Origin of the sequence: Citrobacter sp. 50677481 (assembly GCF_001463265.1) — a bacterium.
GTDB classification, from domain to species: domain Bacteria; phylum Pseudomonadota; class Gammaproteobacteria; order Enterobacterales; family Enterobacteriaceae; genus Citrobacter_A; species Citrobacter_A sedlakii.
Genome location: NZ_LNHZ01000057.1, coordinates 55,488 through 68,997, shown reverse-complemented (window position 1 = coordinate 68,997; position 13,510 = coordinate 55,488). Strand labels below are relative to the sequence as shown.

The 13,510-nt window shown below is 56.2% G+C and carries 14 protein-coding genes; 5 read left to right on the top strand and 9 right to left on the bottom strand.

Annotated elements, in window-relative coordinates; translation table 11 throughout:
* The 7 genes from hscA to trmJ form a co-directional block, all read right to left on the bottom strand.
* A complete protein-coding gene (gene hscA, locus APU02_RS15240) occupies positions 1-1,851 on the bottom strand; it encodes a Fe-S protein assembly chaperone HscA (RefSeq protein WP_060570495.1) in 1,851 nt (616 codons plus the stop codon).
* A 15-nt stretch (positions 1,852-1,866) separates the two neighbouring features.
* Entirely contained in the window at positions 1,867-2,382 is a 516-nt protein-coding gene (gene hscB / locus APU02_RS15235; protein ID WP_042291420.1) for a co-chaperone HscB, read from the bottom strand.
* 73 nt (positions 2,383-2,455) lie between these two features.
* Positions 2,456-2,779: an iron-sulfur cluster assembly protein IscA gene (gene iscA / locus APU02_RS15230; RefSeq protein WP_003037681.1), complete on the bottom strand. Its 324-nt coding sequence runs from the start codon at positions 2,777-2,779 to the stop codon at positions 2,456-2,458.
* Positions 2,780-2,798: 19 nt separating this feature from the next.
* Positions 2,799-3,185 (bottom strand): Fe-S cluster assembly scaffold IscU, encoded by a 387-nt coding sequence (gene iscU, locus APU02_RS15225; protein ID WP_002913991.1) that lies wholly within the window; start codon positions 3,183-3,185, stop codon positions 2,799-2,801.
* Between the two features lie 25 nt (positions 3,186-3,210).
* Complete coding sequence (iscS, locus tag APU02_RS15220; RefSeq protein ID WP_042291421.1) at positions 3,211-4,425, bottom strand: cysteine desulfurase; 1,215 nt, start codon at positions 4,423-4,425, stop codon at positions 3,211-3,213.
* Positions 4,426-4,549: 124 nt separating this feature from the next.
* Positions 4,550-5,041, bottom strand: a complete 492-nt coding sequence (gene iscR / locus APU02_RS15215; protein WP_042291424.1) for a Fe-S cluster assembly transcriptional regulator IscR — start codon at positions 5,039-5,041, stop codon at positions 4,550-4,552.
* Between the two features lie 207 nt (positions 5,042-5,248).
* Positions 5,249-5,980: a tRNA (cytosine(32)/uridine(32)-2'-O)-methyltransferase TrmJ gene (trmJ, locus tag APU02_RS15210; protein ID WP_042291428.1), complete on the bottom strand. Its 732-nt coding sequence runs from the start codon at positions 5,978-5,980 to the stop codon at positions 5,249-5,251.
* Between the two features lie 118 nt (positions 5,981-6,098).
* Here trmJ and suhB point away from each other — a divergent pair, with 118 nt between their 5' ends.
* Entirely contained in the window at positions 6,099-6,902 is an 804-nt protein-coding gene (suhB, locus tag APU02_RS15205; RefSeq protein WP_042291430.1) for an inositol-1-monophosphatase, read from the top strand.
* A 32-nt stretch (positions 6,903-6,934) separates the two neighbouring features.
* On the opposite strand, the gene APU02_RS15200 is transcribed toward suhB, so the two are convergent.
* Positions 6,935-7,915 carry a nickel/cobalt transporter gene (locus APU02_RS15200; RefSeq protein ID WP_060570493.1) on the bottom strand — a complete coding sequence of 327 codons (981 nt, stop codon included), beginning with the start codon at positions 7,913-7,915 and terminating at the stop codon, positions 6,935-6,937.
* On the bottom strand, positions 7,906-8,544 hold the full coding sequence (locus tag APU02_RS15195) for a DUF1007 family protein (RefSeq protein WP_042291434.1): 639 nt from the start codon (positions 8,542-8,544) through the stop codon (positions 7,906-7,908). The genes APU02_RS15200 and APU02_RS15195 overlap by 10 nt, the downstream gene beginning before the upstream one ends.
* 421 nt (positions 8,545-8,965) lie before the next feature.
* On the opposite strand from APU02_RS15195, the gene APU02_RS15190 reads away from it, so the two are divergent.
* The 4 genes from APU02_RS15190 (at position 8,966) to APU02_RS15175 (ending at position 13,500) form a co-directional block, all read left to right on the top strand.
* The gene (locus tag APU02_RS15190; protein WP_060570492.1) at positions 8,966-9,949 is read left to right on the top strand and encodes an autoinducer 2 ABC transporter substrate-binding protein; all 984 of its coding nucleotides are present in this window, start codon (positions 8,966-8,968) and stop codon (positions 9,947-9,949) included.
* Between the two features lie 105 nt (positions 9,950-10,054).
* Entirely contained in the window at positions 10,055-11,563 is a 1,509-nt protein-coding gene (locus tag APU02_RS15185) for a sugar ABC transporter ATP-binding protein (protein ID WP_060570491.1), read from the top strand.
* Positions 11,556-12,545, top strand: a complete 990-nt coding sequence (locus APU02_RS15180; protein WP_042291441.1) for an ABC transporter permease — start codon at positions 11,556-11,558, stop codon at positions 12,543-12,545. Before APU02_RS15185 ends, APU02_RS15180 begins: the two co-directional genes overlap by 8 nt.
* A gap of 1 nt (position 12,546) precedes the next feature.
* A complete protein-coding gene (locus APU02_RS15175) occupies positions 12,547-13,500 on the top strand; it encodes an ABC transporter permease (protein WP_060570489.1) in 954 nt (317 codons plus the stop codon).
* Positions 13,501-13,510 lie beyond the last annotated feature (10 nt).

The following is a 13,510-nucleotide window of genomic DNA, read 5'->3' as shown; positions in this document are numbered from 1 at the left end:
TTAAACCTCGTCCACGGAATGGCCTTTCAGCGCGCGACGAACCGACTGGTCCATGCGGCGAGCGGCGAATTCCTGGGTTTGTTTGTCTACGTTTTTAATGGCTTGTTCGATAGCGTCAACGTCATCGCCCTGCGCCGCCTCGCTCAGGCGCGCGGCGGCCTCGTCGATAACCTGACGTTCTGCGGCGCTGAGCAGCGCGGCATCCGCAACGAGCGCGCCGGTTAAACTTTCCAGCACGCGCGCCGCTTCGACTTTCTGCTCGGCCAGCATACGCGCTTTCACGTCCTGCTCGGCAAAGCTCATCGAATCCTGAATCATTGACGCGATTTCGCTGTCGGTCAGACCATAGGACGGTTTGACCTGAATAGAGGCCTCAACGCCGGTCGATTTTTCCATTGCGGTGACGCTCAGCAGGCCATCAGCGTCCACCTGGAAAGTAACGCGAATATGCGCACCACCCGCCGGCAACGCCGGGATCCCGCGCAGCGCAAAGCGCGCCAGCGAACGGCAGTCCTGCACCAGTTCACGCTCGCCCTGCATGACGTGGATCGACATGGCGGTTTGACCGTCTTTAAACGTAGTGAAGTCCTGCGCGCGCGCCACCGGAATCGTGGTATTACGCGGGATCACTTTTTCCACCAGGCCGCCCATCGTCTCGAGGCCTAGCGACAGTGGAATCACGTCCAGCAGCAGCATTTCGCTGTCCGGCTTGTTGCCCACCAGGATATCCGCCTGAATGGCGGCGCCAATGGCGACAACTTTATCCGGATCGATGGCGGTCAGCGGCGTTCGGCCAAAGAATTCGCCCACGCGTTCACGCACCAGCGGCACGCGCGTAGAACCGCCCACCATCACCACTTCCAATACTTCCTGCGGCTCAACACCCGCGTCTTTCAGCGCGCGTCGGCAGGCCAGTAAGGTACGCTTAACCAGCGAGGAAATGAGTTCATTGAACTGGTCGCGGGTGATTTTCCCCTGCCAGCCCGCCACGTTAACGGTGACCGACTCCGCGTCACTGAGGGCGATTTTCGCGGCGATGGCCGCATCCAACAGTTCACGCTGTACGCGGTTATCGCTGCGATCGGCAATCCCCGCCTGTTCACGAATGTAGTCTGCCAGCAGGTGGTCGAAATCGTCGCCGCCCAGCGCGGAGTCGCCGCCGGTTGCCAGCACTTCGAACACGCCGCGGCTCAGGCGCAGAATAGAAATATCAAAAGTGCCGCCGCCGAGATCGTAGACGGCAATCACCCCTTCTTTGCCGGAATCCAGACCGTAGGCAATCGCCGCGGCAGTCGGCTCGTTAAGCAGGCGCAGCACATGCAGCCCCGCCAGACGCGCAGCGTCTTTTGTCCCCTGACGCTGCGCGTCATCGAAGTAGGCCGGAACGGTAATCACCACGCCGTCCAGCTCGCCGGAAAGGGATTCGGTGGCACGCGCGGCCAGCGCTTTCAAAATGTCCGCGGACACCCGCACCGGATTCAGCAAACCCGCTGCGGTTTCGATCATCGGCAGGCCGTTAGCGCTGGCCTGAAAACGGTACGGCAGATGCGGATAACGCGTCTGGATATCCGCCAGCGAGCGGCCCATCATGCGCTTAACCGAACTGATGGTGTTGGCGGTGTCCAGCGCGGCGTTCTCGCGTGCGGTGTAGCCCACCGTGTGGCCCTGCTGCTGATAGTGAACCACCGACGGCAACAGATGACGACCGTCATGGTCAGCCAGCGTTTCGGCCTGACCGCTACGCACGGTAGCGACCAGAGAGTTGGTGGTTCCAAGGTCAATGCCCGCCGCCAGACGACGCTGATGCGGCGCAGCACTCAGACCAGGCTCACTAATTTGTAATAAGGCCATAATTGCTTCCGAAAATTAAAAATCGAGCAGTTTTTCTTCGAGTTGTTCTGCACTGCTTCGCAGTTTATCGAGAAAACGCAGTTTACGCACGGTATCGGCCGCCGCGTCCCACGTCTCGTGATTAAGCTGTTCAACCATCTGCTGATGGCGGCTGTCGAACATGGACTGGACGCGCTTAATAAAGGCGTCGAGCCGCGCTTCGTCTTTCGCCTGTTCAATCTCGTCGAGCTCTTCGCGGAGTTCCAGTTGTTCCATGAGAAAAGCGGTGTCGCGCACCGTATGCTGCTCGCTGGCAAGGTCGAATCCGTGGAGTGAGAGCAGATATTCCGCACGCGTTAAGGGATGGCGTAGCGTTTGCCAGCCCTGGTTGATGGTGGCGGATTGCTGTACGGCGGCAAGCTGTTCAGCCTGGGTGCCACTGGCGAATTTATCAGGGTGATACTGACGTTGCAGATCCTGAAAACGCATCGTCAGGGCCTGGAGATCAAGTGGGTATTGCGCGGGTAATCCGAAGAGAGTGAAGTAATCCATAACTATCTCAGGGGTAGCCTGTCAGAACAAACCCCACACGTAAGACATTACGCGTGGGGTTATCGGTAAGCGCTCAGACGTGGAAGCTTTCGCCGCAGCCACATTCGTCTTTAACGTTCGGGTTGGTGAACTTAAACCCTTCGTTAAGACCTTCTTTGACGAAATCTAACTGCGTACCATCCAGAAATTGCAGGCTTTTGCCGTCGACGACTACTTTCACGCCTTTGTCTTCAAACACGGTGTCTTCCGCCGCCGGTTCATCAACAAATTCCAGTACATACGCCATACCTGAGCAGCCCGAGGTTCTTACACCCAGACGCAGGCCGAACCCTTTACCGCGGTTCGCCAGGAAGGTATTAACTCGCGCTGCTGCACTGTCGCTAAGTGTAATCGACATAACAAAACCTCAACTCTTCTTATTTTGCTTCACGTTTACTTTTGTAGTCCGCAATGGCGGCTTTGATCGCGTCTTCTGCCAGGATAGAGCAGTGAATTTTCACTGGCGGCAGCTCAAGCTCGTCGGCAATATCGGTGTTTTTGATCGCCTGCGCTTCGTCCAGCGACTTCCCTTTGACCCATTCGGTGACCAGGGAGCTGGAGGCGATGGCGGAACCGCAGCCGTAGGTCTTAAAACGCGCGTCTTCAATGATACCTTCATTGTTGACTTTAATCTGCAACTTCATTACGTCGCCACAGGCTGGCGCGCCGACCATACCGCTGCCGACGTTCTCGTCGCTGTTGTCGAAGGAACCCACGTTACGCGGATTCTCGTAATGATCGATGACTTTTTCGCTGTATGCCATGTTGAATTCTCCTTATCGGTACCGATTAATGATGTGACCATTCGATGCTGTTCAGATCCACGCCCTGCTTGTGCATTTCCCACAGCGGAGAAAGATCGCGCAGACGGCCAATGGATTTACGAACCAGTTCGATGGTGTAATCAATCTCTTCTTCGGTAGTAAAACGACCTAAAGAGAAACGGATAGAGCTATGCGCCAGCTCATCGGTCATCCCCAGCGCGCGCAGCACGTAGGATGGCTCGAGGCTTGCGGAAGTACAGGCTGAACCGGACGATACCGCCAGGTCTTTCAGCGCCATGATCAGCGACTCGCCTTCAACGTAGTTAAAGCTGACGTTAAGAATGTTCGGCGCGCCCTGTTCGAGATCGCCGTTCAGGTAGACTTCTTCCATATCTTTCACGCCGTTCCACAGACGGTTACGCAGCGCGCGCAGGCGCGCCATTTCGGTTTCCATCTCTTCTTTGGCGATACGATAGGCTTCACCCATACCGACGATCTGATGAACAGGCAGGGTGCCGGAACGCATACCGCGCTCGTGTCCGCCGCCATGCATCTGCGCTTCAATACGAATACGCGGTTTACGACGAACGTACAGCGCGCCGATCCCTTTCGGGCCATAGATTTTGTGGCCGGAGAAGGACATCAGATCCACTTTCAGTTGGCTCAGATCGATAGGCAGTTTGCCCACGCTCTGAGTGGCATCCACGTGATAGATGATGCCGCGCGCACGGCACATTTCGCCGATAGTCGCGATATCCTGCACCACGCCGATTTCGTTGTTCACGTGCATGATAGACACGAGGATGGTGTCATCACGCATTGCCGCTTCGAGCGCTTTCAGATCGATAATACCGTTGCTCTGCGGCGCCAGGTAGGTGACTTCAAACCCTTCGCGCTCAAGCTGACGGCAGGTATCCAGCACGGCTTTGTGTTCGGTTTTGCTGGTGATGATGTGCTTGCCTTTTTTCTGATAAAAGTTGGCTGCACCTTTGATCGCCAGGTTATCGGACTCTGTCGCACCGGAGGTAAAGACAATTTCACGCGGGTCGGCGCCGACCAGCTCGGCAATCTGATTACGGGCAATATCGACCGCTTCTTCCGCCTGCCAGCCAAAACGGTGTGAACGGGAGGCCGGGTTACCAAAGGTTCCGTCCAGCGTCAGGAACTGCATCATTTTCTCGGCAACACGCGGGTCCACCGGCGTGGTTGCGGAGTAGTCGAGATAAATCGGTAATTTCATTGCTCTATAAACTCCGTACATCGCTTCAATGCAAGGAATCAGGCAACCGGCTGGATGTACGACCGAGTTAGCGGGGCAATACGTCATTGCCCCGGCCTGATTCTGAAATACGTTTTACTACTTACTACGCGCGTAATTTAACGTCGATCGCGTCTTGAGCACGATTCGTGCGCGGTGCGTCATGGGTGTGCTGACGATCGGACACATCCAGGACTTCCTGATTATTCACCAGTTCGCCCAACGTAATGTTGTTAAGGAAACCGGTCAGGCGGTCGCTGAGATCGCGCCACAGCGCGTGAGTCAGGCACTTATCGCCGCCCTGACAGCCGCCTTTGCCCTGGCAACGGGTCGCATCCACCGACTCGTCAACAGCGCTGATCACTTCACCTACTGCAATACTGCCGGCATCTTTACCCAGCAGATAACCACCGCCTGGTCCACGTACGCTGGAGACCAGACCATTTTTACGCAAACGGGAGAACAGCTGTTCCAGATAAGAAAGGGAAATACCCTGACGCTCGGAAATATCAGCCAACGGTACCGGGCCCGCTTCGGAGTTGAGCGCAACGTCCAACATTGCGGTCACGGCATAACGCCCTTTAGATGTCAGTCTCATGTCTTACTTAACCTCAAACTCGCCCCTGCCCGGGGTTTTTATTGTAAAATGGGGGTATTGCATAGCAGGGCCAAGTCTGACATTCCTGAGTAAATTGGTCAACTATTTACTTGACTGTTTTAGTCAGGTATTTAACCTTCAGTGCCGTTTTCACCTGCCGGATGGCGCTCCGCTTATCCGGCCTACGGTATGTGCCTTCGGCCTGGCTTACTTCTCTTTCTTTAACTGCTCAATCGACGCCAGCATACCGCGCAGAATGTTCAGCTCCTGGCTCTCCGGACGCGCGCGGGTAAACAGACGGCGCAGTTTGTTCATCACCTGCCCCGGATGGTTCTCACGGATAAAACCTGTTGAAAGCAACGTCTGCTCCAGGTGACCGTAAAAACGCTCCAGATCGTCAACCAGCGGGTAAGGCGTTTCTTCATGCTCCGCGGCGTCCGGGTTTTCCTGCGTCGCCAGCCAGGCCATGCGGACTTCATAGGCGATAACCTGCACCGCCATTGCCAGGTTCAGCGAGCTGTATTCCGGATTAGCGGCAATCGCGACATGGTAATGGCATTTTTGCAGTTCATCATTGGTCAGGCCGACGCGTTCACGGCCAAACACCAGCGCCACCGGCGTATTCGCCGCTTCCGCCACGCTTTTCAGACCGCATTCGCGCGGGTCAAGCATTGGCCACGGCAGCGTACGCGAACGCGCGCTGGTGCCGACCACCAGGCTGCATCCGGCAAGCGCCTCGTCGAGCGTGTCGACGATCTGCGCGTTGCCGATCACATCGCTGGCCCCGGCCGCCAGCGCAATTGCCTGGGAATCCGGCTTCACCAGCGGATTCACCAGCCACAGATTGGTTAACCCCATTGTTTTCATCGCGCGGGCGACAGACCCCATATTGCCGGTGTGGGAGGTTTCGACCAGCACAATTCGAATATTTTGCAGCATTGTCTTTCTTCGTCTAAAGATTATTCGGCCATATTATCATAAACCGGAGACATATTCCGATCTCGCTGCTATACTCTGCGCCGTTTTCCCGTTCTTTAACATCCAGTGAGAGAGACCGATGCATCCGATGCTGACCATCGCCGTGCGCGCAGCGCGCAAGGCGGGTAATGTAATTGCCAAACACTACGAAACGCCTGACTCAGTAGAAACCAGCCAGAAAGGCAGCAATGATTTCGTGACCAACGTCGATAAAGCCGCAGAAGCGATTATTATCGAAACGATCCGCAAATCTTACCCACAGCACACCATCATCACCGAAGAAAGCGGTGAACATGAAGGTACCGATCAGGATGTTCAATGGGTTATCGATCCACTGGATGGCACGACCAACTTCGTTAAACGTCTGCCGCACTTCGCGGTATCAATTGCGGTCCGCATTAAAGGCCGTACCGAAGTCGCCGTGGTTTACGATCCGATGCGCAATGAACTGTTCACCGCCACCCGCGGTCAGGGCGCGCAGCTGAACGGTTACCGTCTGCGCGGTAGCAACGCGCGCGACCTGGATGGCACCATCATCGCTACCGGGTTCCCGTTCAAAGCGAAACAGCACGCCACCTCTTACATGAATATCCTCGGCAAAATGTTTACCGAGTGCGCTGACTTCCGCCGCACCGGCTCCGCCGCGCTGGATCTGGCCTATGTTGCCGCCGCGCGCGTTGACGGTTATTTCGAAATCGGCCTGCGTCCGTGGGATTTCGCCGCAGGCGAGCTGATCGCCCGTGAAGCGGGCGCGCTGGTATGCGACTTCACCGGCGGGCATAACTACATGACGACCGGCAACATCGTGGCGGGTAACCCGCGCGTAGTGAAAGCGATGCTGGCCAGCATGCGTGACGAACTGAGCGACGCGCTGAAGCGTTAAGCAAAATGCCGGAGCCCGCCTCCGGCATTTATTCAAAACGGCCTCAGGCCCCTTCCCGTCGGCGCCGCACTCACCCACATCACCACCGCAGCAATCATTAAGAACGTCCCTCCGGCTAACGCCAGCGTCAACCATCCTACCTGCCGCCACAATACCGGCGCACTGTTGCCGCTCAGTCTGGCCGCCAGCGTCCGGAAGCTGTGCACCAGCAGCGCCAGCGATGTAATAGTGAGCGATGTCCCTGCCGCCATCGCCAGCGCCGAGGCCATTCCCCAGTAAAAAACGCCGATGACTTTGCTGAACAGCAGTACCATGATTGCGCCGGAACAGGGACGCATCCCCATTGACAGAATAATCATCAGCCGGGCGCGCCAGTCGTCATCGTTGCTTAGCTGCTGCGGATCCGGTAAATGCTGATGCCCGCAGCCGCAGTTTTCATGATGCGTATGGTGCGGCGTAAAGGCGATAAATTTGGGCTTTCGCAGCAGCGCGCGCAGCTTTTTCAACGCCCGCCAGCAGAGCAGGAGCCCGAGGACGCCAACCAAAGCGTAACTGCCCTTTTCGAGCCAGAAACTGCTCAAATGGAGTTGCCTTGCCGGAAGCTGTAGCACGCCAAGCACCAGCACCACCAGTCCAATCGCCACCAGCCCTTGCAATAGCGAGGATGCCAGCGTCAGGCCGATACTCGATTTCAGCTTAGAAGGATGGGTCGCCAGCCAGGTCGCGATCACCACCTTGCCATGCCCTGGCCCCAGCGCATGCAGCACGCCATACAAAAAGCTGAACAGCAGCAGCGAACCGCCCGCCTGTGCCGGATTCGCGGCAACGGTCTTCAGCAAAGCGCCCATCTGCTGATTAACTTCCCGCTGCCAGAGCACGCTTTTAATCATCACCTGCGGCCATGCCTGCCAGAGCCAGACGCCGCCCACGGTAGCCAGCAATAAAAACAGCGCCAGCGGCCAAAGAGCCATCCAGCGGCGTGAAGGAAGACGAGAGGGTGACATTACCGACATCTCAGGGTGACCTTCTGCGCAAATTGTTTACCCAGTTCCATATCTTCCGGCGGCGCGTCCGCTTTATCCAGCGACTGGGCAAATTTCAGGGATTCTTCGCTGGGGGTCGGGGTATGCATGGCAATGTCGCACTGCGTTGCCATCGCCGGAGAGAGCGTGGCGTCACTGTCTTCTTCATAACTCATATCGACGTAATAGCTGGGATCGAAAGTAGAAAAGGTAAAGGTTTGCCCGCTCAGCGGCTGCGGTTCAGCGAGTGGCAGAGTAAACGTCAGTACAGCCTGATGGGCTTCACGCGCCATACCGTATTCCGTGGGACGATTTTTAAATTTCACCCGCTGCCCGTTATGCCACATTTCGGTGAAATAATGCTGTCCCAGCACGTTCGCCATCACTTCCGCCGCCAGTTTCTTCCAGACTTCCGAGCCGGGTTTCGCCTCCCCCGCGTCGTAAAGCAGGTCGGCTGAGGTTAACTCATCCATCGTCCAGCGCATTTTTAACGCGATCAGGCGACCATCCTCACTCACCGTTTCTGTTTTCAGGCGAATAAAGCTATGAGGATGCGCCACCGCCATAGAGGTCATAAAAAACATCAGGCACGCCAGCGCGCTGCGTTTAACCAGTGGCATCATTACCTCTCAATTCGGCTACTCGGCTACAGGCCACGAAAAACCAGCGTGGCGAAACTGACCGAGAGGATAGCAAAGAAATCTGTAAAATTGGGCGCGGATTTCGTGTCTCGATTCAGTTCTCATTTTTGATATTTTCCCGCCGCGTTGTTCAACACGCCAACGCCAAATTTTGCTTCGCCAACGGCAATATGATGCATAAATGTTAATTAATAGTTTCAATAACTCTAAAAAAATAACACAAGCTGTCTCTACTAAATGCTAACTCACTCCAAATTAAACATTAATTTAACCTTATATTCTCCAAAAAATAACAATTAAGGGCGTTGATCACATTTAGCAAACTTATGATTCATTGCCTCTTCCCTTCGTTGCTAATCTCGTGGCGTGACATGCTCTGGTCCCTACAAAAGGAACAACAATGAAATTCAAACTCGCATTACTCAGTGCCACTCTGGTTTCTGCATGCATGTTGTCCGGCACGTCCTTTGCGGCAGAAAAATATGAAATCGCTGTGGTTGCAAAAGTGACGGGGATTCCATGGTTCAACCGCATGGAAACCGGCGTCAATGAAGCGGCGAAGAAGCTCGACGTCAACGCTTACCAGACCGGTCCGTCAACGCCCGATCCGGCGCAGCAAGTGAAAGTGATTGAAGATCTGATTGCCAAGAACGTGAACGCGATCATTGTGGTCCCGAATGACGCGAAAGTCCTTGAGCCGGTTCTGAAGAAAGCGCGCGATAAGGGGATTGTCGTCCTGACCCACGAGTCACCTGACCAGCAGATCGGTCAGTGGGATATTGAAACCATCGACAGCGAGAAGTACGCGCAGGCGAACGTTGACGAACTGGCGAAAAACATGGGTGGAAAAGGCGGCTACGCCATTTACGTTGGTTCGCTGACCGTACCGTTGCACAACGCCTGGGCCGACTACGCCATTAAGTACCAGAAAGAAAAATACCCTGACATGTTTGAAGTGACTTCGCGCCTGCCGGTAGCGGAGAGCATCGATAAATCCTACGCCACAACGCTGGATCTGATGAAAACCTACCCGCAGATGAAAGGCGTTATCGGGTTTGGCTCGCTGGGTCCGATCGGCGCAGGCCAGGCGGTACAGAAAAAACGGGCGAAAGATAAAATCGCCGTGGTTGGGATCGCGATGCCAGCACAGGCCGCGCCGTATCTGATGCGCGGTGATATCAAGAAAGCGATGTTGTGGGATCCGAAAGACGCTGGTTACGCGCTGGTCACGGTCGCCGATCAACTGCTGCAGGGCAAAGAGGTGACGCCGGATCTGACCATCGACGGTTTAGGGAAAGCCGATGTCGACATGGAAAAGAAAGTGATTCGCTTTAATAAGATCCTCGAAGTCACCAAAGACAACGCACAATCGCTCGGTTTCTAAGGCTTTTTGCCAACACCAGGGAAACCCAACGCCGTTCGTCTGAACGGCGCTATCAATAAAAATTAACACTTAGCGCCCTTCGGGGCGCTCGCAGGGGTATTGTCCATGACAGACACCACCGCATTTATCACTCTTGAGAATATCAGCAAGCAATTCCCGGGCGTGCTGGCGCTGGATAACGTGAATCTGACGCTGAAAAAAGGCGAAGTTCACTGCCTGGCAGGACAGAACGGCTGCGGAAAAAGCACCATCATTAAAGTGATTTCGGGCGTTTATCAGCCGGAAAAAGGGGCGCAGATCCAGTTGGATGGAAAACTGTTCCACCATCTTTCTCCGCAGCTCTCTTCACATTATGGCATCCAGGTGATCTATCAGGATTTATCCCTGTTCCCCAACTTCAGCGTGGCAGAGAACATTGCCGTCAACCGCTACCTACCCGGCGGCGATATCTGGGTACGCCGCGGCGCAATGAAACAACAGGCGCTGGCGGCAATGCGGCGCATTGGCGTATCCATCGATCCGGACAAAAAAGTCGAAAAGCTGTCGATTGCCGACCGCCAACTGGTGGCTATTTGCCGCGCCATTGCCGCCGAAGCGCGGCTGGTCATTATGGATGAACCTACCGCTTCGTTGACCCGCCAGGAGGTTAACGGCCTGCTGCGGGTGGTAAACGAACTTAAGGCAGATGGCATCTGCGTGGTGTTTGTCAGCCACCGGCTTGATGAAGTGATGGAAGTGGCGGACCGCATCAGCGTCATGCGTGACGGCAAGCTGGTGGGCACGTATCCGGCAAGCGAGCTCGACAGCCACGAGCTGGCGTTCCTGATGACCGGCCAGCGCTTTCATTACAGCCCGCTCCCGGAAAAACCGTCGCCTGAGCAAGAACCCCTGCTTGAGCTACGCAACCTGAGCCGTCGTGGAAAATATCAGGACATCAATTTGTCGCTGCGCAGCGGCGAAATCGTGTCGATTGTCGGGTTACTGGGCGCCGGGCGCACCGAGCTGTGCCTGAGCCTGTTTGGCATGACCCAGCCGGAAAGCGGTGAAATTCGGATCAACGGTCAGCCGGTCCGGCTGCGTAATAACCAGGATGCTATCCGGCATGGGATCGGCTATGTCTCGGAGGATCGCCTGACGCAAGGGCTTATCATGGATCAGTCGATCTATGACAACACCATCGTCACGGTTTACGACAAACTGCATACGCGCAGCGGTCTGCTGGACCATCGCCACGCGCAAAAACAGGTCGCCGGACTGATCCGTGAACTGAACATTAAGGTTTCCGATCCGCAACTGCCGGTAAAAACGCTGTCCGGCGGAAACGCCCAGCGTATCGCCATTGCCAAATGGGTGGCGACCAGCCCACGGATTCTGATCCTCGATTCACCCACCGTGGGCGTGGATATCGCCAATAAAGAAGGGATCTACCAGATCGCCCGAGACCTGGCGGAGCAGGGAATGGCGGTGCTGATGATTTGCGATGAGATCCCGGAAGCCTATTACAACAGCCATCGCGTGCTGGTGATGCGTCGCGGAAAGTTGGTGGCGGAGTTTAACCCGCATCGCTGCTCTGAACAGGATATTGCCGAGGTGGTAGAGGTCATCCATGAATAATAATCGTCTCTCCCGCTTAGCGGGACACCATGAATTTTGGCTCGGCCTGCTGGTGATTGCGCTGGCGGTCGGGCTGAGCATCAAAACCGATGAATTTCTGTCGTTAGGTAACCTGACGGATGTCGCCACCAGCTACGCGATCCTCGGCATCCTCGCCTGCGGGCTGTTTGTGGTGCTGATCTCCGGCGGTATCGATATTTCGTTTCCGGCGATGACCGCCATTGCGCAGTATGCGATGGCAAGCTGGGTTATTGCCCACGGCGGCAACTTCCTGCTGGCCCTGGCGCTGGCCTGCGTCGTCGGGCTGCTGCTCGGCTTGCTCAACGGCTTTCTCGTTTACTGGCTGCGCGTACCGGCGATCATCATTACCATCGCCACGCTTAACGTCTATTACGGTCTGCTGGTTTACGCCACCAAAGGCACCTGGCTGTACGGCTTCCCGGACTGGTTTATGAACGGCATTAACTGGTTTTCGTTCACCGCCGCCGACGGTTATGACTACGGGCTAACCCTGCCATTGTTGTGCCTGGCGGCAGTGATTGTCTTTACCGCCGTGCTGATGAACTTTACCCGCCTGGGCCGACAAATTTACGCGATGGGCGGCAACCGCGACGCGGCCTCGCGCCTCGGTATGAATCTGCTGAAGCTGCATTTCTACGTTTACGGCTACATGGGAATTCTGGCGGGCGTCGCGGCGGTGGTGCAGGCGCAAATCACCCAGTCGGTAGCGCCAAACTCGCTGCTCGGTTTCGAACTCACTGTGCTGGCGGCAGTAGTGCTCGGCGGCACCAGCATGAGCGGCGGACGCGGCACGCTGACCGGTACGCTGCTCGGGGTGATCCTGTTGGCCTTTTTGCAAAACGGCCTGACGCTGCTGGGCGTCTCATCTTACTGGCACACCGTTTTCAGCGGCGCCATCATCCTGGTCAGCATCAGCGCGACGGCCTGGAACGAAAAACGCAAACTGGCAAGGGAGCTCTAAGATGAAAACGATAGCACGCGTTTTACCCGGTGATGCCATCATCCGCCTGCAGTGCGTCATTATTATTGTCGTTGCCGTGATCTTTTCCGCGCTGCTGGGAAGCCGTTTTTTCAGCGCCGCCAATTTCCAGTCCATCGGCTCGCAGTTGCCGATCCTCGGTATGCTGGCGCTCGGCATGGGGATGACCATGCTTACTGGCGGCATCAACCTGTCGATTATCGCGGGCGCTAACGCCTGTTCGCTGGTCATGGCGGCGATCATCGTCAGTCAACCGGATAACCCGCTGTTTCTGGCGCTGGCGCTGCTGGCGGGCGCAGCGGTGGCCGTAGCGATCGGTGTCGTAAACGGGGCGCTCATCGCCTGGGTCGGCGTCTCACCCATCCTGGCGACGCTCGGTACCATGACGCTGATCTCCGGGTTGAACATTCTACTTTCCAACGGCACGGTGATTTCTGGTTTCCCGACAGCGATTCAGTATCTCGGTAACGCCACTGTCGCCGGTATTCCCGTCGCCCTGCTGCTGTTCCTGCTGGTTGCCGTCCTGCTATGGGTTTTGCTGGAGCACACCACGTTGGGGCGCAGCCTTTATCTGATGGGCTCCAACGAGCAGGCGACCCGCTACAGCGGCGTGAATACAGTGCGGGTGCAAATCTCCGTCTATGTCATTTCCGCTCTGCTCGGCTGGGTGGCGGCCATCTTGATGATGGCCAAGTTCAATTCGGCGAAAGCCGGCTACGGCGAGTCGTACCTGCTGGTGACCATTCTCGCCTCAGTGCTGGGCGGCATTAACCCGGACGGCGGCTTTGGGCGCATTATCGGCCTGGTGCTGGCGCTGGTGGTGCTGCAAATGCTGGAGAGCGGCTTTAATTTGCTGGGGATCAGTAGCTATCTGACCATGGCGCTCTGGGGCGCGGTGCTCATCCTCTTTATCGCATTACAGAATCGTAAAGCCTGATTTCAGGAGA

What these genes read in the sequence shown, in the direction of transcription:
- hscA (WP_060570495.1), bottom strand. Translation starts at nt 1,851, where the DNA reads ATGGCCTTATTACAAATTAGTGAGCCTGGTCTGAGTGCTGCGCCGCAT.
- hscB (WP_042291420.1), bottom strand. Translation starts at nt 2,382, where the DNA reads ATGGATTACTTCACTCTCTTCGGATTACCCGCGCAATACCCACTTGAT.
- iscA (WP_003037681.1), bottom strand. Translation starts at nt 2,779, where the DNA reads ATGTCGATTACACTTAGCGACAGTGCAGCAGCGCGAGTTAATACCTTC.
- iscU (WP_002913991.1), bottom strand. Translation starts at nt 3,185, where the DNA reads ATGGCATACAGCGAAAAAGTCATCGATCATTACGAGAATCCGCGTAAC.
- iscS (WP_042291421.1), bottom strand. Translation starts at nt 4,425, where the DNA reads ATGAAATTACCGATTTATCTCGACTACTCCGCAACCACGCCGGTGGAC.
- iscR (WP_042291424.1), bottom strand. Translation starts at nt 5,041, where the DNA reads ATGAGACTGACATCTAAAGGGCGTTATGCCGTGACCGCAATGTTGGAC.
- trmJ (WP_042291428.1), bottom strand. Translation starts at nt 5,980, where the DNA reads ATGCTGCAAAATATTCGAATTGTGCTGGTCGAAACCTCCCACACCGGC.
- suhB (WP_042291430.1), top strand. Translation starts at nt 6,099, where the DNA reads ATGCATCCGATGCTGACCATCGCCGTGCGCGCAGCGCGCAAGGCGGGT.
- APU02_RS15200 (WP_060570493.1), bottom strand. Translation starts at nt 7,915, where the DNA reads ATGTCGGTAATGTCACCCTCTCGTCTTCCTTCACGCCGCTGGATGGCT.
- APU02_RS15195 (WP_042291434.1), bottom strand. Translation starts at nt 8,544, where the DNA reads ATGCCACTGGTTAAACGCAGCGCGCTGGCGTGCCTGATGTTTTTTATG.
- APU02_RS15190 (WP_060570492.1), top strand. Translation starts at nt 8,966, where the DNA reads ATGAAATTCAAACTCGCATTACTCAGTGCCACTCTGGTTTCTGCATGC.
- APU02_RS15185 (WP_060570491.1), top strand. Translation starts at nt 10,055, where the DNA reads ATGACAGACACCACCGCATTTATCACTCTTGAGAATATCAGCAAGCAA.
- APU02_RS15180 (WP_042291441.1), top strand. Translation starts at nt 11,556, where the DNA reads ATGAATAATAATCGTCTCTCCCGCTTAGCGGGACACCATGAATTTTGG.
- APU02_RS15175 (WP_060570489.1), top strand. Translation starts at nt 12,547, where the DNA reads ATGAAAACGATAGCACGCGTTTTACCCGGTGATGCCATCATCCGCCTG.